This is a genomic window from Alteromonas aestuariivivens, assembly GCF_003367475.1.
GTDB classification, from domain to species: Bacteria; Pseudomonadota; Gammaproteobacteria; order Enterobacterales; family Alteromonadaceae; genus Alteromonas; species Alteromonas aestuariivivens.
The window spans coordinates 232,574-249,783 of sequence record NZ_QRHA01000004.1 but is presented as its reverse complement, the minus strand read 5'-3'; the positions used below and the strand labels follow the sequence as shown (position 1 = coordinate 249,783).

The 17,210-nt window shown below is 51.5% G+C and carries 25 protein-coding genes; 24 read left to right on the top strand and 1 reads right to left on the bottom strand.

Annotated elements, in window-relative coordinates; translation table 11 throughout:
* Positions 1-12: 12 nt before the first annotated feature.
* The 13 genes from DXV75_RS07220 (at position 13) to DXV75_RS07160 (ending at position 11,413) form a co-directional block, all read left to right on the top strand.
* Positions 13-681, top strand: a complete 669-nt coding sequence (locus DXV75_RS07220) for a response regulator (RefSeq protein WP_115592722.1) — start codon at positions 13-15, stop codon at positions 679-681.
* A 4-nt stretch (positions 682-685) separates the two neighbouring features.
* The gene (locus tag DXV75_RS07215) at positions 686-2,005 is read left to right on the top strand and encodes an ATP-binding protein (protein ID WP_115592721.1); all 1,320 of its coding nucleotides are present in this window, start codon (positions 686-688) and stop codon (positions 2,003-2,005) included.
* A complete protein-coding gene (locus tag DXV75_RS07210) occupies positions 1,992-2,345 on the top strand; it encodes a cupredoxin domain-containing protein (protein WP_115592720.1) in 354 nt (117 codons plus the stop codon). Before DXV75_RS07215 ends, DXV75_RS07210 begins: the two co-directional genes overlap by 14 nt.
* Complete coding sequence (locus DXV75_RS07205; RefSeq protein ID WP_115592719.1) at positions 2,335-3,102, top strand: FTR1 family protein; 768 nt, start codon at positions 2,335-2,337, stop codon at positions 3,100-3,102. The genes DXV75_RS07210 and DXV75_RS07205 overlap by 11 nt, the downstream gene beginning before the upstream one ends.
* A complete protein-coding gene (locus DXV75_RS07200; RefSeq protein ID WP_115592718.1) occupies positions 3,099-3,803 on the top strand; it encodes a hypothetical protein in 705 nt (234 codons plus the stop codon). The genes DXV75_RS07205 and DXV75_RS07200 overlap by 4 nt, the downstream gene beginning before the upstream one ends.
* Before the next feature lie 134 nt (positions 3,804-3,937).
* A complete protein-coding gene (locus DXV75_RS07195; RefSeq protein WP_115592717.1) occupies positions 3,938-4,687 on the top strand; it encodes a glycosyltransferase family 2 protein in 750 nt (249 codons plus the stop codon).
* A 9-nt stretch (positions 4,688-4,696) separates the two neighbouring features.
* Complete coding sequence (locus tag DXV75_RS07190) at positions 4,697-5,362, top strand: TVP38/TMEM64 family protein (protein WP_115592716.1); 666 nt, start codon at positions 4,697-4,699, stop codon at positions 5,360-5,362.
* Positions 5,349-7,130: an ArnT family glycosyltransferase gene (locus tag DXV75_RS07185; protein WP_245953142.1), complete on the top strand. Its 1,782-nt coding sequence runs from the start codon at positions 5,349-5,351 to the stop codon at positions 7,128-7,130. Before DXV75_RS07190 ends, DXV75_RS07185 begins: the two co-directional genes overlap by 14 nt.
* Before the next feature lie 14 nt (positions 7,131-7,144).
* Positions 7,145-7,834, top strand: a complete 690-nt coding sequence (locus DXV75_RS07180) for a thermostable hemolysin (protein WP_181898375.1) — start codon at positions 7,145-7,147, stop codon at positions 7,832-7,834.
* Positions 7,831-9,273 carry an AMP-binding protein gene (locus tag DXV75_RS07175; protein ID WP_115592714.1) on the top strand — a complete coding sequence of 481 codons (1,443 nt, stop codon included), beginning with the start codon at positions 7,831-7,833 and terminating at the stop codon, positions 9,271-9,273. The genes DXV75_RS07180 and DXV75_RS07175 overlap by 4 nt, the downstream gene beginning before the upstream one ends.
* A 22-nt stretch (positions 9,274-9,295) precedes the next feature.
* Positions 9,296-9,967 (top strand): iron-containing redox enzyme family protein, encoded by a 672-nt coding sequence (locus DXV75_RS07170; protein ID WP_115592713.1) that lies wholly within the window; start codon positions 9,296-9,298, stop codon positions 9,965-9,967.
* Position 9,968: 1 nt separating this feature from the next.
* Complete coding sequence (locus tag DXV75_RS07165; RefSeq protein WP_115592712.1) at positions 9,969-10,781, top strand: SDR family oxidoreductase; 813 nt, start codon at positions 9,969-9,971, stop codon at positions 10,779-10,781.
* 32 nt (positions 10,782-10,813) lie between these two features.
* Entirely contained in the window at positions 10,814-11,413 is a 600-nt protein-coding gene (locus DXV75_RS07160) for a tetratricopeptide repeat protein (protein ID WP_425451688.1), read from the top strand.
* A 93-nt stretch (positions 11,414-11,506) separates the two neighbouring features.
* On the opposite strand, the gene DXV75_RS07155 is transcribed toward DXV75_RS07160, so the two are convergent.
* A complete protein-coding gene (locus tag DXV75_RS07155) occupies positions 11,507-11,689 on the bottom strand; it encodes a hypothetical protein (RefSeq protein ID WP_115592710.1) in 183 nt (60 codons plus the stop codon).
* 465 nt (positions 11,690-12,154) lie between these two features.
* On the opposite strand from DXV75_RS07155, the gene rpsJ reads away from it, so the two are divergent.
* From rpsJ to rpsQ, 11 genes are read left to right on the top strand one after another with little or no spacing between them, the layout of a single operon-like run.
* Positions 12,155-12,466: a 30S ribosomal protein S10 gene (gene rpsJ / locus DXV75_RS07150; protein WP_010179497.1), complete on the top strand. Its 312-nt coding sequence runs from the start codon at positions 12,155-12,157 to the stop codon at positions 12,464-12,466.
* Positions 12,467-12,484: 18 nt separating this feature from the next.
* Positions 12,485-13,123: a 50S ribosomal protein L3 gene (gene rplC, locus DXV75_RS07145; RefSeq protein WP_115592709.1), complete on the top strand. Its 639-nt coding sequence runs from the start codon at positions 12,485-12,487 to the stop codon at positions 13,121-13,123.
* 18 nt (positions 13,124-13,141) lie between these two features.
* Positions 13,142-13,747, top strand: coding sequence for a 50S ribosomal protein L4 (rplD, locus tag DXV75_RS07140; RefSeq protein WP_115592708.1), 606 nt, complete (start codon positions 13,142-13,144; stop codon positions 13,745-13,747).
* Complete coding sequence (gene rplW / locus DXV75_RS07135) at positions 13,744-14,043, top strand: 50S ribosomal protein L23 (protein ID WP_115592707.1); 300 nt, start codon at positions 13,744-13,746, stop codon at positions 14,041-14,043. The genes rplD and rplW overlap by 4 nt, the downstream gene beginning before the upstream one ends.
* A 14-nt stretch (positions 14,044-14,057) precedes the next feature.
* The gene (gene rplB / locus DXV75_RS07130; RefSeq protein WP_115592706.1) at positions 14,058-14,882 is read left to right on the top strand and encodes a 50S ribosomal protein L2; all 825 of its coding nucleotides are present in this window, start codon (positions 14,058-14,060) and stop codon (positions 14,880-14,882) included.
* A 15-nt stretch (positions 14,883-14,897) separates the two neighbouring features.
* Positions 14,898-15,173 carry a 30S ribosomal protein S19 gene (rpsS, locus tag DXV75_RS07125; protein WP_115592705.1) on the top strand — a complete coding sequence of 92 codons (276 nt, stop codon included), beginning with the start codon at positions 14,898-14,900 and terminating at the stop codon, positions 15,171-15,173.
* A gap of 11 nt (positions 15,174-15,184) precedes the next feature.
* Complete coding sequence (gene rplV / locus DXV75_RS07120; RefSeq protein ID WP_115592704.1) at positions 15,185-15,517, top strand: 50S ribosomal protein L22; 333 nt, start codon at positions 15,185-15,187, stop codon at positions 15,515-15,517.
* 9 nt (positions 15,518-15,526) lie between these two features.
* Positions 15,527-16,231 (top strand): 30S ribosomal protein S3, encoded by a 705-nt coding sequence (gene rpsC / locus DXV75_RS07115; protein ID WP_115592703.1) that lies wholly within the window; start codon positions 15,527-15,529, stop codon positions 16,229-16,231.
* Between the two features lie 2 nt (positions 16,232-16,233).
* Positions 16,234-16,647, top strand: a complete 414-nt coding sequence (gene rplP, locus DXV75_RS07110; RefSeq protein ID WP_115592702.1) for a 50S ribosomal protein L16 — start codon at positions 16,234-16,236, stop codon at positions 16,645-16,647.
* Positions 16,647-16,838, top strand: coding sequence for a 50S ribosomal protein L29 (rpmC, locus tag DXV75_RS07105; protein ID WP_115592701.1), 192 nt, complete (start codon positions 16,647-16,649; stop codon positions 16,836-16,838). Before rplP ends, rpmC begins: the two co-directional genes overlap by 1 nt.
* On the top strand, positions 16,838-17,095 hold the full coding sequence (gene rpsQ, locus DXV75_RS07100) for a 30S ribosomal protein S17 (RefSeq protein WP_115592700.1): 258 nt from the start codon (positions 16,838-16,840) through the stop codon (positions 17,093-17,095). The genes rpmC and rpsQ overlap by 1 nt, the downstream gene beginning before the upstream one ends.
* The last annotated feature ends 115 nt before the right edge of the window (positions 17,096-17,210 follow it).

Sequence of the window (17,210 nt, the reverse complement as noted above, 5' to 3'; positions counted from 1 at the left end):
CGGGAACCTTGAATGCGTGTACTGCTGGTAGAAGATGACGCGCCATTATCGGATGCATTGGCCAGGTCACTGCGCAATGCCCGCTATGTGGTGGACTGTGTTTATCGCGGCCAGGTTGCATTGAATGCGCTCCAGGCCAAACAGACAGATATGGTGATTCTGGATTTGGGGTTACCGGATATGGATGGTCTGGAAGTACTGAAGCAATTACGACGCCGTTTTCCAGCCATGCCTGTGCTTATTCTTACAGCGCGGGACAAAGTTACCGACAAAATACTCGGTCTTGACGCCGGGGCGGATGATTATTTACCCAAACCGTTTGAGATGGACGAACTGCTGGCCAGACTCAGGGCGATGGAGCGGCGGTTGGGAACTGCCAACAGTGCACTGATTGAAATTAGCCGTGTTTCGCTGAATACCCAGACATACGAACTGGCAATGGAAGGTACGCCCGTCGAATTGCCCCGCCGTGAACTAATGCTGCTCAAAGTATTGATGGAAAATGCCGGCCGCATTCAGTCCAAACAGCAATTGGAATCACGTCTGTACGAATGGGGTGAGGAAATTGCCAGTAACGCCATTGAAGTGCACATTCATCATCTGCGCAAGAAATTGCCGGAAGGGTTTATTAAAACGGTGCGCGGGGTGGGATATTGCATTCCAAATAAGGTAACTCATTGATTTTATGGCATCAATGCGCCGTTACCTTACCCTGTTACTGATCTGCTCGCTGGTGGTGATCATTTTTGCGGCCGCCATTCACGGTTATCGGGCAACCATGAATGTCTCTTCTGAGTTGCTCGACCGTGAATTGGAAAGTGTGCTGCAAACCGTTGCCAGCAGCCATCACATACAAAGCGAGCGTATTCGAACCACAGACATCGCTTTTCAGATATGGCAGAACGACACTTTGCTGGAGCGTTCGGCCAACGCACCACTCACTCCCATGGCTCCGCAGGTAGAAGAATATTCGGACCGCAATTTTGATAACACACGCTGGCGTACCCACGTAAGGCATATCGGTCCGCAGGGAATTTGGATCATGGTGGCGCAACCGCTGCAGAATCGCTTCGAACTGACCGAATCGATGACGGTATCGTCGGTAATGCCCGCCGTTCTCAGCGTTCCTGTGCTGGCATTTGTCGTGTTCTGGGCTGTGTCCTGGGGGCTTAGCCCGTTAAAGCGGCTGTCTGCACAGTTGTCCGGGCGCAAGGGGAAAGATTTGTCTCAAATCAGCCTGGCCAAGGTTCCACAGGAGCTGCAGCCGGTGGTCACCACCCTCAACTCAATGTTCGGCCGGTTGCACGATGCTTTTGAACGGGAACAGCAGTTTGCATCCAATGCCGCGCACGAGTTACGCACGCCCTTAAGCGTAATGAAAATCAACCTGCACAATCTGGCTCAGGAGCTCGGTGACAAACAGGATAAACTGGCGTCATTGCAGCAGGACACAAATCGAATGATTCACGTGGTCAATCAAATTCTGTTGCTCAGCCGCACCAGCCCGGAGATGTTTCAGTCCCAGCGTGTTGACACCAATCTTTACCAGGTGGCTCAGCAGGTCATTACTGACTTGTACAGTAAGATAGAGAGCAAGCAGCAACAGATTGAGCTGCACGGTGACGCGGTTACGATAATCAGCAATGAATTTGTGCTGTACACCCTGATCCAGAACCTGTTGGCCAATGCCATTGCGTATTCTCCTGAAGCGGCGCTGCTGAGGGTATCGATACGTAAGCATACTGGGGAGGTAGTTCTTGACGTGGAGGACTCAGGGCCAGGTATTCCGCTGGAAGAGCGCCAAAACGTAATGCAGCGTTTCTACCGCGATCAGCAGGACAGCCGGTATAAATCCCATGGCAGCGGCCTGGGTCTGGCGATAGTGGGGCAAATTGTTCAGCTTCACAATGGCAGAATTGAGCTGGGAGATTCGCCATTGGGCGGTTTGCGGGTCAGGGTAATATTCCCTCACACGGAAGGTGAACGGACAAATGATTCGGATTAATGCTTTGCTGTGCCTGATATTCGGATTGACTGCTGCGTCTGCCTGGGCCCTGCCGGAAACGGTTATTGAAATTCGTAATCATTTGTTCATTCCTCAACGGGTCACCATTCCGGCTAATACCAAAGTGAAAATCATTTTTGTGAATCACGACGACACACCTGAGGAAATTGACAGCTTTGATTTGAACCGTGAAAAAGTGGTGCTTGGGCACAGCCGGGCCACCATTTTCGTGGGGCCGCTGCCGCCGGGTGAGTATCAGTTTTTCGGCGAATATCATCCCAATACCGCAGTAGGTATCGTGGAGGTGACAGACATTGTGGAGGGTTCGAATGCTGATTAACACCGTGATCCTGTTCATTCGTGATACCTTGCCGATTTTTCTGCTTTACAGTTATTTGTCAGCATTGCCCGGGATGTCCGCCAGAATACCGCCTTTGTCTGTCGGATCGGGTATTTTGTTGGCGATCGTGCTCTATTTCAATTTGGACTGGCTCAGCCAAATGGCGGCCGGAGCCGGGCTGGAACTATTAAAAATTGCGACTCTGATGGTGGCCTTGGGAAGCTTGTGTGTTTGCCTTGGTAGGGCTGCAGCCAGCAACGGAAAACCGCCTGCTGTCTCTGTGTGGATTTTGGGGCTTGCACTCACTGCGCCTAATGCCATTCATTTTCTTATTTATTCAGTGGCCTACTGGCCGACGGAAACCAGCGATTTTAACCTGGTCTTTGGCATCATTATCGGGCTTGGAATCAGCTCCTGCCTGGCTATTTTACTGTATTTGCTAATTTCCCCTCTGGGCAGCACAAAATTCAAGTGGTTAATCCTGCTATTGTTCTGTGCCGGGCAAATTGCGCCTGTTGCAGCGTTGCTTGAACAAATTGATTATGTACCGAATCAATCCAGATTGTGGGACACCAGTCGTTGGGTAGCGGACGACAGCGAATACGGGCATCTTTTTAACGCCTTGTTTGGCTATGAGGCGACCCCGTCTCTTTTCTACTTGCTGATTTATGTGTTAACGCTGGTTGGGCCCCTATTCTGCGCCCGGCTGGTGATGCGTGGGGCTCCGGCTTCGGGTCATACTGCGAGGTGGTTATGAAAGTGTGGTTACTGCGCACAGGGATGCTGATTGCCGGTTTTTCCTGTCTGCCACTGTGGGCGGATAATTTCATTGTCGACAAGGTATACCATCCATATGTGTTGCCTTTTGAGCGGGAGTTCGAGTGGCGTCTGACCTCCCGCCAGAATGACAACGGTAACGTGCTTCAACAGCGCTTTGCGTTCGGGCATGCGCTTTCGGAGCGTGTGATCCTGGAAGCTTATATTGTCGGGGCCAGGGACGATTACGGCGATTTTGGGCTGGAGGGGTATGAGCTTGAAGCGCGCTGGATGCTGACTGAGCAGGGGCAGTACTGGGCAGACTGGGGGCTGCTTTTTGAAGTGGAAAAGCAGCATCATGAGGACATTTGGGAAGCCACAGCAGGCCTTCTCACTGAGAAGGAGTTTGGGCGCACCAGCCTGACCACAAATATTAAGGTCGTGTACGAATGGGGCGCTCAAATCAATGATGAATGGGAAGGCGAATTTAAGCTCAAATACCGTTACAGATGGATCCCGGAAGTACAGCCTGCGGTAGAGTTCTACGCGGCGGAAGACTACCTGGGGATAGGGCCCGCGTTCATGGGCATAAAACGGTTTGACGGCCAGCAGCAACTCAAGTGGGAACTGGGGTTTATTACCGGGTTAAATGGTGACAACAAAGACCATACCCTTCGTATGGCGCTGGAGTTTGAATTTTAAACATGCAAAACGGCAATAAACCGCCCTAAGTTTTGGAGCGGCTACTGTAATACCCGTTTGGGGTTGGTCAATTTAAGGTTATCTTAATATTGGTTGTCTAACATTCGCGTAAACTCTGTTCAGACCAGATTGATATGCGCTCATTTAATCTCAGTGTGGTGTTGCCGGCAAAAGAAGAGGCTCATAACCTCACACGTCTGCTCGAAGAAATTGCCCAGGCAGTACCCCACACCCAATCCGTGGAAGTCATCGTTGTCGACGATGGCAGTTGCGACGATACCCGGGAGCAGGTATTGGCACTGGCCCCCGCGTTGCCCTTTACCTGCCGCTTACTTTGTCATGCCAGTTGTTGCGGCCAGAGTGCTGCAGTATATACCGGGGTGCAGGCCGCAAATGGCCAATGGATTGTCACCATGGACGCAGACGGGCAAAACGACCCGGCAGATATTCAACAGCTTATAGAACTGGCGGAAAAGCAGGACGAGGCGCATTTCTGCATAATCGGCCATCGCCAGAAGCGCAAGGACACTCGCTGGAAACTTATCCAGTCCCGGATTGCCAATTCGGTGCGCCAATGGGCGTTGCACGATGACACTCCCGACACCGGTTGTGGAATCAAGTTGCTGCCCGCCGCCACATTCAAATCGTTACCCTACTTTGATCATATGCACCGCTATATTCCGGCGCTGGTAAAACGGCTGGGAGGGAAAGTTCTGACCGTGCCGGTCAATCACAGGCCCCGTGTCAGTGGCGAATCAAAATACACTGCCGGGAACCGGGGGTGGGCAGGGGTGCTTGATATTATTGGTGTTCGCTGGCTGATGCACCGAAGTCACTTCATCCAGGCAACAGAGAAAACACCGCCTCAATCTTCCCAACACTAAGAGTCTCGGATGTCCTGGTTAAAGAAGTTCAGCGTAGTGGCGTTTCTGGCACTGGCGTGGATGCTTACGCAGTCCTGGCCAGTGTTGGAGCATCTGACCGATTCCACCTGGTTGAGTCAATACGCCAAAAGTGCAGGTGGCTGGACCATTTTGGCCAGCGTCGGTGCAATGACCGTTTTACTCTGCATCGGTTTGCCCAGACAGGTGGTGGGCTTTGTCTGCGGTCTGTGGATGGGAACAGCCATGGGCATGGCTCTGGCAACATTTGTGAGTGGATTGGCCTGTGCCCTGACTTACGCATTGGCGCGTTTCTGGCTGAGCGACTGGATTGCACACCGATACTCTCGCAGGGCGGAATCGTGGCAGCGCTGGCTGACTACAGATACGTTTTTCAAAGTACTGGTGATTCGCCTGTTGCCTGTGGGCAGTAATCTGGTGACCAATTTGCTGGCAGGCAGTTTGCGTGTTCCTCCGGTCGCTTTTGTGACCGCAAGCGTCATCGGATATGTGCCGCAAACTCTGATATTTGCATTAGCTGGCCAGGGTATTGCCATTTCCAGTGGTGGGCATTTGGTTGCCAGCCTCGTCCTGTTTGCCTTGGCTACGGCTGTGGGGATCTTTCTCGCTAGAAGACGGCATGATGTTACTGAGCAGGTGAGCGATGCCAAGGTTTGAAGTGCATGCTGATTTTCAATGGATGTCAGTTCATTCCAGGGCCCTGTTTTTCGCCTTATTTGGTATTGCGGCAGTTCTTATTTTTGCAGGTTTGGGTATCCGCGGCCCCTGGCCTCCGGATGAACCCAGGTTTGCGCAGGTAGCCGCAGAAATGGTGAATTCCGGTAAGTGGCTGTTTCCCACACGGGGTGGTGAATATTACCCGGATAAACCCCCGGTGTTTATGTGGGCAATAGCCATTTTGTACAAACTCACCGGCAACCTCCATCTGGCAGTTCTGCTACCCAGTGCGCTCTGCAGCCTGTTGACGTGGTGGGTGACTTATCGGCTCAGTCGGCTGCTCTGGGGTGGCGCGGTTGCTGTGATTGCGGCAGCCGTGTTGTTGTTGATGCCCCAGTTTCTGATACAGGCCAAATTTGCACAGATTGATGCCATGGTGTCGTGCTGGATCATGCTGGGTGTGTATGGGTTTATGTATCACTTCTTTATCCGCTCGTCCTGGCGGCACTATTATTTTGCCTGGGCTATGATGGGGCTGGGCGTGATTACAAAAGGGGTGGGTTTTCTGCCTCTTTTTCTCCTGATTCCGACAGGCTTCTTTGCCTTCAGGGGCAAGTTGCCCGGGCGCTGGCAATGGCGGGCGGCATTGGGGCCGGGGGTTATGCTGGCAGTTATAGCCCTGTGGCTGGTTCCTATGTACTGGGCCGTGGAACACAGCAATGACCCGCTGCTGCATACCTACCGGAACAACATTCTGTTTAAGCAAACCGGTGAGCGTTATGCCAATGCCTGGCATCACATCGAACCCTGGTATTACTATATACTCAAGGTCATCCCCGTGTTCTGGTTGCCAGCATTGCTGGTGTTCTTTTCAGTGCGCAAACTGGATTGGCGCCGCCTGTTTCATCAACCTGCTGCAGTAAGTCTGCTGGCATGGGGGGTGTTGGTGGTAGCCTTTTTCAGTATCAGCCCTGGCAAGCGCGGCGTTTATCTTTTGCCCGCCGTGCCTGCAATGGCAATGGCGGCTGGTGTTTTGCTGTCGACATCAGGAATAACCCCACGCTTCCGGGCGATGGTTCTTGGTGTGTGTGTGTTGCCCGGCCTGATGGCCAGCCTGGTTGGATTGCTGGCGCTGAACCACCCTGCGGAACTGGTAACGAAGGTGCAGGATTACCAGGGTAATATGGCGACTTTGGATGCGCTTGGCTGGCTTTGTTTGGCAGTCGGAGGGCTGGTTTTGCTAATCGTGTGGTTCGGGAGAAAGGCCAATCCGCTGGTTACTTTACTGGCAATGGTAATGGCGGTGATATTGCCGGTATGCACCTTTGGGTATGCCCTGTTGCAGCCTTTTCGCACTCCAGTGAATGTGTTGCAGGCTGCGGCAGAGCGTGTTTCCGAGCAAGCTGACATTGCCATTATCGATTTTCGCAGCCAATATTTGCTGTACGCTGACCGCCCTCTGGTCCATTTCGGCTTCCATACATCTTCTGAACAGGCTCAACAACTTGCCTGGCTATGGATAAGCGCCGAGCCTGAGCGCTGGTTGATGGCACCGGAATCGGCAGCGCTGCCCTGTTTTGATTTACACAAGGGCATTTATCTTGGCGTTGCCCACCGGCAAAGCTGGTATCTGTATTCGGCCGCAAGTGCGTTGCCGAGTTGTGCCAGTGCCCCCGCGAAAGGCAATATTTATTCAGCCGGGCAAAAATCGCGCGGGATTAATGTTAGCTTAAGGTTGCCCGTCCATAGTCTGTCACAAGAATCTTGAGTAAGGATTTCATTGTGACAGTAATCTCCACTTCAGTCCTGCAGACTCGCCCGGCGGCGGAAAGTAATCGCTCAATACGGCAGTTTACGCTTATCACGGCTTCCGCTATCTCGCCGAACCGCAAGCATGTTGAAACATTCATTGCCAATGGGTATGCCAATGCGTTCAATGCCAATATCAGGCATTTTTATCCTGTGCTGGTTGCGGTTGATAGCAATGGGGTGCGTGCGGCGCTGGGGTTGCGCAGTGCTCAGCAGCCCTTCTTTACAGAGCAATATCTGCCAGAGCCACTGACGGAGAGCTTAGCCCGCAAAGGCATTGTGGTACCCCGGAATGAAATCATTGAAGTGGGCAATCTGTGCAGTGTGTCTTCGCGTTTTACGTTGCCTTTGTTGCTGGCGGTCTGCAGTGGCGTGTTTATCCGGGGTAAGCGCTATCTGATATTTACTGCGACTCAAAAGCTTAAAGAATTTTTCTGTCGTAACGATTTATCACTGCATTACCTGGCCGATGCGCGCGAAGCCTGCCTTAAAGAGCCCAAGGATGATTGGGGCAGCTACTACCAAACTAATCCTCAGGTGTTCGCACTGGCAGTGGAAGATGTTGTTCGGCTGATGCTGTCTGAGCCTGGCTTACGACGTTTGTGGAATGAGGTGTCCGGGCAACTAGCCCCGCTGGACCAGCAGTTAAGGTGTTTAGGATGATTGGCAAAATAGCTAATTGGCCCGGCGAACGCACGGCACTGGAATTTCGTAATGGCCGCCTGACTTACGCTGAGCTTGTTGAGGCTGTTGAGCTGAGAGCTGCGTGGCTCAGGGCGCAGAAAGTGTCACGGGTGGCTCTCATGATGGACAACACGCCGGAGTGGGTGCTGTTTGATCTTGCCTGCCAGCAAGCGGGCGTTTGCTGTGTGCCGGTGCCGGGTTTCTTTTCGGCAACCCAGCTATGTCATCTTTTTGAGCAGGCAGGAATTGAACTGCTACTCAAAGATTCAGCGGCGGCGGAGCTGCCTGCTGCAGAGGTGGTTTGCCTCTTTGACGGCATTTATGCCTTCCGGTTTTCGCCTCTCTGGGAGCCGCTAATACCCCATGGCTGTGAAAAAATTACCTTTACCTCCGGTTCTACAGGAGCGCCAAAAGGCGTTTGTCTGAGTACCGCGTCCCAGTGGCAGGTGGCGGAGTCGCTGGTCAAACAGGTTGGCTTGGAACAGGTTCGGCATTTGTGCCTGTTGCCGCTGCCAACCTTACTGGAGAACATCGCGGGCGTGTATGCGCCGCTGCTGGCCGGTGGAACCGTGGTGCTGGCCAGTGAAGAAATGCGGGGCTTTGCCGGCAGCCGACTGGTAAAGCCAGAGAGCCTTTTGAAGTTGCTGGTGGATACACATCCACATACGCTGATCCTGGTGCCTGAGCTGCTTAACATATTGCTGACGGCAGCGCAGAGTGGCTGGCAGCCGCCCACGTCGCTGAAATTTATTGCAGTGGGTGGAGCTCATGTTGCTAGCGAGTTGCTGGAACGGGCGCAGGCTCTGAATTTGCCGGTGTATCAGGGCTATGGGTTGTCAGAGTGTGTGTCAGTTACTGCGTTAAACCTGCCCACAAATGTTCAGCCCAGTTCCGCCGGTGTGCCACTGAATCACAATATCCTTGCTATAGAAAACGGTGAAGTAGTGGTGCAAGGCAACCTGTTTTTGGGTTATCTGAATGAACCGGATTCTTTCTATCCAACCAAAGTCAAAACCGGCGATTTGGGCAGCTTTGCAGGCGACTTTCTTCACATTGACGGGCGTCGCAAGAACCTGTTGATCAATTCGTTCGGGCGCAATATTTCGCCAGAGTGGATTGAAGCGGAGTTGATGGCCAGCGGGTTTTTTCTGCAGGTGATGGTAGCGGGGGATGCCATGCCCCACTGTGTCGCCCTTCTGGTGCCCATGTCTGACTCACTTTCAGAACAACATATTCAGCAGGCCGTGATGCAGGTGAATCAGCGCCTGCCCGATTATGCACAAATATGTAATTGGCTTCAGGTAGCTCCTTTTTCCGCCCAGCAAGGTCAGCTGACACAAAACGGTAAGCTCAAGCGTGCTGCAATCCTGGCCCGGTATCAAAACGACCTTAATGCCCTGTACCGGTTACAGGCATAGCGAAAGACGACGGAGTGGTCTCATGAGTTTCTATCATACTTTGCAATCTCAAACAGAGGGAGCGCGACAATCCCTGATAACGGCGCCGATTATTGAGCGTTGTTTTGCAGGCGATATTCAACTGGACGATTACATTGCGTTCCTGCAGCAGGCTTATCACCATGTAAAGCATACGGTGCCTCTGCTGATGGCAGCCGGTGCGACGTTACCCGAATCCAAGGAATGGCTGCGGGAGGCGGTGGGCGAGTATATAGAAGAGGAAATGGGCCATCAGGAGTGGATCCTCAACGATTTGGCTGCGTGCGGCGTGGACAAGGAACAGGCCAGAAACAGCCGGCCATCTGCCGCTACCGAGCTTATGGTCGCTTATGCCTACGACGCTATTCGCAGGGTTAACCCATTGTGCTTCTTTGGCATGGTATATGTGCTGGAAGGCACCAGTATCGCACTGGCAGATGCTGCTGCTGGCCAAATCCGTTCCAGTCTTGGTTTGCCTGATCGTGCGTTCAGCTACCTGCGTTCTCACGGTTCACTGGATCAGGAACACATCGTATTTTTTAAAGGCCTGATGAATCGGATTACTGATCCGGAGGAGCAGGCGCTCATCGTTCACAGTGCGACTATGTTTTTCAAATTGTATGGCGACATATTTCGTACTTTGGAGCCGGATCACGGCCTGATGCGGGTAGCGTGATATGAGCATGGTCTGGAAAAATGATATTGCAGTTCTGACCGGAGCAACCGGAGGGATAGGGCAGACCATTGCCAGAGTTCTGGCACAGAAAGGGGTAACCCTGCTCCTGAATGGCCGTAACGCCGAAAAGCTTGAGGCTTTGCGCCAGGCGTTACCGGGCGAACACATAACCGTGGCTGCGGATATCAATACTGAAACCGGGCGCAATGCCCTGGTAGAAACCTGCGCTGAAATGCCCTACATCAGTCTGCTTATCAACAACGCCGGAACCAGTATAACGGGAGCATTTACTCAACTGAGTGAAGACCAGCAAAGTGCGCTGGTGCAGACTAACCTGTTGGCACCCATGGCGCTTACTCAGCGCTTGATGCCGATGTTGTCACAGGCCAGGCAAGCGCACGTAGTGAATGTGGGCTCGACATTTGGCAGCATTGGCTTTCCCTATCATGCCGCTTACTGTGCCAGCAAGTTTGGCCTGCGAGGGTGGACCGAAGCCCTGCAAAGGGAACACCACGGCCAGAGTGTCAGTTTTCACTATCTCGCCCCCAGAGCCACCCACACCGAAATCAATTCCAGTGAGGTGGTGGCCATGAATAAGGCATTAGGAAACAAGATGGACCCACCAGAACTGGTGGCCACAGAACTGGTGCAACAACTTGAGAAAAAGCAGCCTCGATGTTTCATAGGTTTTCCGGAAAAATTGTTTGCAAGAATTAATGGGATCTTTCCGGGGCTGGTTGACAGTGCACTGAGAAAGCAACTCCCAACGGTAAAGCACCACATTGCTTCATCCCATCAGGAGACACAGATATGAAACTCTTACCACTAATTGCAATTACTTTGCTGATGTCGCGGCCCTGCCTGGCAGGCAACAGCAGTGACAGCCAACTGTTGAGCATTCAGCGCCAATGGGCACACATTAATTACGAACTGGAGGGAGACTCCAAAGCCGATGCGTTCAAAGCGCTGATTGTTGAAGCGGAAGCGCTGGTGAAAGCTGCGCCTGAAAATGCAGCCAACCACATCTGGCTGGGTATTGTTCAATCCAGTACGGCCGGTGCGGAAGGTGGACTGGGGGCATTGAAATATGCCAAAGCGGCAAGAAAGAACCTGGAGCAGGCGTTACGCCTGGACGAGACTGCGCTGCAGGGTTCGGCATTGACCAGCCTTGGTGTATTGTACCATAAGGTACCCGGTTGGCCGATTGGCTTTGGGTCGGATAAAAAGGCGCAGCAGTTGTTGGCAAAAGCGCTGGAAATCAATCCCGGCGGACTAGACCCCAACTATTTCTACGCTGAGTATTTATTTGATAATGGCAAGTATGCGGAGGCGCGCAATTACCTGCTGATAGCACAAAATGCGCAACCACGCCCTGATCGCCCTTTAGCGGACAGTGGCCGCCAGCAGGAAGTGGCGTTGTTGTGGCAAAAACTGGAGAGCAAATAGCCTTGTAAGGTGGTTTCTCATGGGAACTGGCCAGGGTTAAATCAGGCTGGTTCACAACCATGACAGCATCGCTGTATATAGCGATGCTGTGCATCAGCGACGTTTTCCTATTTGCCGCGTACCGATGTAATGGAACAGAATGAAAAAACACACGACGCTGACCATAAAAGGGTATATCAGCAATTTAGAAGGGATGAGATTGAGCGAAGACGCAGCAACGCACACCAGCGCAGAGAGCCCGCTTGCGTACCCAGCCCGGTAGATAGCAAAGTTCATTTCATCAGGTTCCTTTACGGTTGGTAACGCTTGAAGAAAGTGACACAACTACCCTGCACCCCTCACCAGCCCAGTAGCCAGTAATTAAGAGTCTGTTAGGTGCATTGTTGCTTATAACAGCGTTTTTGCGCCAGACCTTAAACTGTACTCAAGCCGAGAATTGGAAACAGAGCTTGGGTGTACAAATATCCCACAAAAACAGTTGCGCTCAGCCTCAATACCTGTATAATTCGCGCCCACTTGCCCGAACGGGGGCAATGGAGTTTTTAGCCGCAGCCTCACTGCTTTTAGGGTGGTTGCCGAAGTAACAGAGTCAATTCCGCAGGATTTGCAGCTTTTACCGGCGTGCTAGAACAAAGAACAGGGTTCCAATTGGGAACCACCGGTTTACGCACATCTTTTCTTCCCGGAAGTAATGGGAGAGAAAAGGTGAATTTTTTTGTTCTTTCGATTGGAGCTTAATCGATGCCAAATCAAAGAATTCGTATTCGTTTGAAAGCGTTTGATCACAAGTTGATCGATCAGTCTACGGCTGAAATCGTTGAAACGGCGAAACGCACTGGTGCTCAGGTCAGCGGTCCAATTCCACTGCCGACTCGCAAAGAACGCTATACAGTTCTGATTTCTCCGCACGTCAACAAAGACGCGCGTGATCAATACGAAATCCGTACTCACAAGCGTTTGGTAGACATCATCGAGCCAACTGACAAGACTGTAGACGCCCTGATGCGTTTGGACTTGGCTGCTGGTGTTGATGTTCAAATCAGCCTGGGCTAATAAGAGAGGGTAATAACAATGGCGATTGGTCTAATCGGTCGTAAAGTGGGTATGACCCGCATCTTCACTGAAGATGGCACGTCTATCCCTGTGACTGTTATTGAAGCGACCCCAAACCGTGTTACTCAGCTTCGCACTGAGGAAACTGACGGTTATCGCGCTCTTCAGGTTACTGCTGGAACCAAGAAAGCGAACCGCGTGAACAAAGCTGAAGCAGGTCATTTTGCTAAAGCGGGTGTTGATGCTGGTCGCGGTCTGTGGGAATTCCGCCTGGAAGACAACGAGGGTGCCGAAATTGAAGTGGGCAGTGAAATCACTGTTGAAATCTTCAACGACACCAAGAAAATTGATGTAACAGGTACATCTAAAGGTAAAGGTTTTGCTGGTGCTATCAAGCGCTGGAACTTCAGCCATCAACGTAACTCGCACGGTAACTCATTGTCTCACCGTGCCCCTGGTTCGATTGGTCAAAACCAGTCTCCAGGTAAAGTTTTCAAAGGCAAGAAAATGGCCGGTCAGCTTGGTAACAAGCAAGTGACTACCCAGTCTTTGGAAGTAGTACGTGTTGACGTAGAAAACAGCCTGATCCTGGTTAAAGGTGCCGTACCTGGCGCAACAGGCGGCGATGTTATCGTTAAGCCTGCTGTTAAAGCGTAACGTCTGGGGAGTGAACTGATGGAATTAACATTGAAAGATGCGCAAAGCGCTCTTGAAGTATCCGAAGCGACCTTTGGACGTGAATTCAACGAAGCCCTGGTTCATCAGGTAGTCGTTGCTTATGGTGCAGGTAGCCGTCAGGGTACCAAAGCGCAAAAAACGCGTTCTGAAGTACGTGGTGGTGGTAAGAAGCCTTGGCGTCAAAAGGGTACTGGTCGTGCCCGTGCCGGTACTATCCGCAGCCCGATTTTTGTTGGTGGTGGCCGTGCATTCGCTGCTAAGCCTCGTAACCACGAGCAAAAAGTTAACAAGAAAATGTACCGCGGTGCTATTAAGAGCATTCTGTCTGAACTGGTTCGTCAAGAGCGTTTGATCGTTGTTGAGAAGTTCGGTGTTGATGCACCTAAGACTAAATCTCTTGTAGCTAAGCTGAACGAGCTGGAGCTGAACGACGTTCTGATCGTAACTTCTGAAGTGGATGAGAACCTGTTCCTGTCTGCGCGCAACCTGTACAAAGTTGATGTACGTGATGTTGCGGGTATTGACCCGGTCAGCCTGATTGCATTTGAAAAAGTGCTGATGACTGCAGATGCAGTGAAACAGCTTGAGGAGGCGTTAGCATGAGAGAAGAACGTCTACTGAAGGTGCTTAAAGCACCTCACGTTTCAGAGAAGTCTACTATGGCTGCTGAAGCGAACAACACAGTTGTATTCAAAGTAGCTAAAGACGCGAACAAAGCCGAAATCAAAGCAGCAGTTGAAAAACTGTTCGAAGTTGAAGTTGAAGGTGTTCGCACTGTGAACGTTAAGGGTAAAACCAAGCGTCACGGCATGTCTTTCGGTAAGCGCAGCGACTGGAAAAAGGCCTACGTGGTTCTTAAAGAAGGTCAGGACATCGACTTTGTCGGTGGCGCTGAGTAAGAAGGGGATTAGAAATGCCATTATTGAAAGCTAAGCCAACTTCTGCCGGTCGTCGTCACGTTGTTCAGGTTGTTAACCCTGATCTGCACAAAGGCGCGCCTTACGCTCCTCTGTTGGAAAAGAACAGCAAGTCTGGCGGTCGTAACAACAACGGTCGTATTACTACTCGTCACATCGGCGGTGGTCACAAGCACCACTACCGTGTAATCGACTTCAAACGCACCAAAGACGGCATTCCTGCCAAAATTGAGCGTTTGGAATACGATCCTAACCGTTCTGCCAACATTGCCCTGGTACTGTATGCAGATGGTGAGCGTCGTTACATCCTGGCTCCTAAAGGTCTGAAGGCTGGCGATTCTGTTCAGTCTGGCTCTGATGCGCCTATCAAAGCAGGTAACACCCTGCCGATGCGCAACATGCCTGTAGGTACCGTTGTACACGCAATTGAAATGAAGCCTGGCAAAGGTGCGCAAATCGCACGTTCTGCTGGTGCATACGCTCAGATCCTGGCGCGTGACGGAAACTACGTCACTCTGCGTCTGCGCTCTGGCGAAATGCGTAAAGTATTGTCTGATTGCCGCGCCACCATTGGTGAAGTGGGCAATGCAGAGCATATGCTACGTTCACTGGGTAAAGCAGGCGCAAGCCGCTGGCGCGGTGTTCGTCCTACCGTTCGTGGTGTTGCCATGAACCCGGTTGACCACCCACACGGTGGTGGTGAAGGACGTACATCTGGTGGCCGTCACCCAGTCACTCCTTGGGGTATTCCTACTAAAGGTAAGAAGACCCGAAGCAACAAGCGTACTGATAAGCTTATCGTACGTCGTCGTAACAAGTAAAAGCGAGGATTCACCATGCCACGTTCTCTCAAGAAAGGTCCATTTATCGACCTTCACTTGCTGAAGAAGGTAGAGGCTGCAGTGGAAAAGAACGACCGTAAACCAATCAAAACTTGGTCTCGTCGTTCCATGATCATCCCAGATATGATTGGGTTGACCATTGCGGTCCATAACGGTCGCCAGCACGTTCCTGTAATCGTCAGTGACGAAATGGTTGGCCATAAGTTGGGCGAATTTGCGCCAACGCGTACTTACCGCGGCCATGTCGCGGATAAGAAAAGCAAACGTTAAGGGGAAAAGAAATGGAAGCATTAGCTAAACATCGTTTTGCCCGCACGTCGGCTCAAAAGGCACGCTTGGTTGCGGATCAGGTTCGCGGAATGCACGTTGAGAAAGCTCTTGAGCTTCTGGCGTACAGCCCAAAGAAAAGCGCAGCGCTGATTAAGAAAGTATTGGAATCTGCGATTGCAAACGCAGAGCACAATGAAGGTGCGGACATCGACGAATTGCGCGTTGCCAAAATCTTCGTTGATGAAGGCCCAACTATGAAACGCATCAAGCCACGTGCCAAAGGTCGTGCTGATCGTATCTTTAAGCGTAGCAGTCACATCACTGTGGTTGTAGCGGATAACTAGGAGTAGATAATGGGACAGAAGGTACATCCTACAGGTATACGCCTGGGTATCAGCAAACCATGGACTTCTACCTGGTACGCTAATACCGCAGACTATGCGGATAACCTGTTTAACGATCATCAGGTACGTCAGTACCTGACGAAACAACTGAAAAACGCTTCACTGTCTAAGATCGTGATCGAGCGTCCGGCCAAGAGCATCCGTGTGACCATTCACACTGCTCGTCCTGGCGTGGTCATCGGTAAGAAAGGTGAAGACGTAGAAAAGCTGCGTAACCATGTTTCTAAGCTGGCCGGTGTGCCTGCTCAGATCAACATTGCTGAAGTACGCAAGCCTGAGCTGGATGGTCAGCTAGTTGCTGACAGCATCTCCAGCCAGCTGGAACGCCGTGTAATGTTCCGTCGCGCCATGAAGCGTGCGGTACAAAACGCAATGCGTTTAGGTGCCAAAGGTATCAAAGTTGAAGTAAGCGGCCGTTTGGGCGGTGCAGAGATTGCCCGTACCGAATGGTACCGTGAAGGTCGCGTACCACTGCACACTTTCCGTGCAGACATTGATTACGCAACTTCTGAAGCGTCAACTACCTACGGTATCATCGGCGTTAAAGTATGGATCTTCAAAGGTGAAGTACTGGGCGGTCTGCCTACTACTCAAGAGCAGGCACCTGCCGCTCAACCTAAGAAGAAAGGCCGCAGCGCTAAGCGAGAGGGCTAATCATGTTACAACCAAAGCGTACGAAATTTCGTAAACAGCATAAAGGTCGTAACCGCGGACTTGCGATTGCTGGAGGCAATGTAAGCTTCGGTACTTATGGCCTGAAAGCGGTTGGCCGCGGTCGCATGACAGCGCGTCAAATCGAAGCAGCGCGTCGTGCCATGACTCGTCACGTTAAGCGTCAAGGTAAAATCTGGATCCGGGTTTTCCCTGACAAGCCAATTACTCAGAAGCCTCTTGAAGTGCGTCAGGGTAAAGGTAAAGGTAACGTTGAGTACTGGGTATGCCAGATTCAACCTGGTCGTGTTCTGTATGAGATGGAAGGGGTTCCTGAGTCTCTGGCACGGGAAGCGTTTGAATTGGCAGCGGCTAAACTGCCATTTAAAACAACCTTTGTAACTCGGACGGTGATGTAATGAAAGCGACTGAACTGAAAGACAAAAGCGTAGAAGAGCTGAACGCAGAGTTGTTAAACCTGCTACGCGAACAGTTCAACTTGCGCATGCAGCATTCAACTGGTCAGCTTGAAAAAACCGACCAGTTGAGAAAAGTGCGTCGTAACATCGCGCGTGTTAAAACCATTCTGACTCAAAAGGCTGATGCGTAATGACTGAGCAAAAAATTCGTACAGTACAAGGTCGTGTGGTTAGCAACAAGATGGATAAAACCATCACTGTTGTGGTTGAACGTTTCGTTAAGCACCCTATCTATGGGAAGTTCATCAAGCGTTCTACTAAGCTGCACGCCCACGACGAAAACAACGTGTGCAACGAAGGCGATACTGTAACAGTACGTGAGTGTCGTCCTCTGTCCAAAAACAAAACCTGGACTCTGGTTAACGTTGTTGAAAAAGCCGGCGTTTAATCGCTGACTTTAGTCAAACTTAAAAAAGCCGCTCACTCGAGCGGCTTTTTTGTGCGCGCATCTTTGATGTTACAATCGGCCAGACTGGAATGTATTGACATCATCCTGACTTACC

Excerpts from the sequence above, each read along its gene's own strand:
- rpsC (WP_115592703.1), top strand. The coding sequence starts at position 15,527 with ATGGGACAGAAGGTACATCCTACAGGTATACGCCTGGGTATCAGCAAA.
- DXV75_RS07215 (WP_115592721.1), top strand. The coding sequence starts at position 686 with ATGGCATCAATGCGCCGTTACCTTACCCTGTTACTGATCTGCTCGCTG.
- rplW (WP_115592707.1), top strand. The coding sequence starts at position 13,744 with ATGAGAGAAGAACGTCTACTGAAGGTGCTTAAAGCACCTCACGTTTCA.
- rplB (WP_115592706.1), top strand. The coding sequence starts at position 14,058 with ATGCCATTATTGAAAGCTAAGCCAACTTCTGCCGGTCGTCGTCACGTT.
- DXV75_RS07170 (WP_115592713.1), top strand. The coding sequence starts at position 9,296 with ATGAGTTTCTATCATACTTTGCAATCTCAAACAGAGGGAGCGCGACAA.
- DXV75_RS07220 (WP_115592722.1), top strand. The coding sequence starts at position 13 with ATGCGTGTACTGCTGGTAGAAGATGACGCGCCATTATCGGATGCATTG.
- DXV75_RS07190 (WP_115592716.1), top strand. The coding sequence starts at position 4,697 with ATGTCCTGGTTAAAGAAGTTCAGCGTAGTGGCGTTTCTGGCACTGGCG.
- rplC (WP_115592709.1), top strand. The coding sequence starts at position 12,485 with ATGGCGATTGGTCTAATCGGTCGTAAAGTGGGTATGACCCGCATCTTC.
- rplV (WP_115592704.1), top strand. The coding sequence starts at position 15,185 with ATGGAAGCATTAGCTAAACATCGTTTTGCCCGCACGTCGGCTCAAAAG.
- DXV75_RS07200 (WP_115592718.1), top strand. The coding sequence starts at position 3,099 with ATGAAAGTGTGGTTACTGCGCACAGGGATGCTGATTGCCGGTTTTTCC.
- DXV75_RS07160 (WP_425451688.1), top strand. The coding sequence starts at position 10,814 with ATGTCGCGGCCCTGCCTGGCAGGCAACAGCAGTGACAGCCAACTGTTG.
- rpsQ (WP_115592700.1), top strand. The coding sequence starts at position 16,838 with ATGACTGAGCAAAAAATTCGTACAGTACAAGGTCGTGTGGTTAGCAAC.
- DXV75_RS07155 (WP_115592710.1), bottom strand. The coding sequence starts at position 11,689 with ATGAACTTTGCTATCTACCGGGCTGGGTACGCAAGCGGGCTCTCTGCG.
- rplP (WP_115592702.1), top strand. The coding sequence starts at position 16,234 with ATGTTACAACCAAAGCGTACGAAATTTCGTAAACAGCATAAAGGTCGT.
- rplD (WP_115592708.1), top strand. The coding sequence starts at position 13,142 with ATGGAATTAACATTGAAAGATGCGCAAAGCGCTCTTGAAGTATCCGAA.
- DXV75_RS07210 (WP_115592720.1), top strand. The coding sequence starts at position 1,992 with ATGATTCGGATTAATGCTTTGCTGTGCCTGATATTCGGATTGACTGCT.
- DXV75_RS07195 (WP_115592717.1), top strand. The coding sequence starts at position 3,938 with ATGCGCTCATTTAATCTCAGTGTGGTGTTGCCGGCAAAAGAAGAGGCT.
- rpmC (WP_115592701.1), top strand. The coding sequence starts at position 16,647 with ATGAAAGCGACTGAACTGAAAGACAAAAGCGTAGAAGAGCTGAACGCA.
- rpsJ (WP_010179497.1), top strand. The coding sequence starts at position 12,155 with ATGCCAAATCAAAGAATTCGTATTCGTTTGAAAGCGTTTGATCACAAG.
- DXV75_RS07185 (WP_245953142.1), top strand. The coding sequence starts at position 5,349 with ATGCCAAGGTTTGAAGTGCATGCTGATTTTCAATGGATGTCAGTTCAT.
- DXV75_RS07175 (WP_115592714.1), top strand. The coding sequence starts at position 7,831 with ATGATTGGCAAAATAGCTAATTGGCCCGGCGAACGCACGGCACTGGAA.
- DXV75_RS07205 (WP_115592719.1), top strand. The coding sequence starts at position 2,335 with ATGCTGATTAACACCGTGATCCTGTTCATTCGTGATACCTTGCCGATT.
- DXV75_RS07165 (WP_115592712.1), top strand. The coding sequence starts at position 9,969 with ATGAGCATGGTCTGGAAAAATGATATTGCAGTTCTGACCGGAGCAACC.
- rpsS (WP_115592705.1), top strand. The coding sequence starts at position 14,898 with ATGCCACGTTCTCTCAAGAAAGGTCCATTTATCGACCTTCACTTGCTG.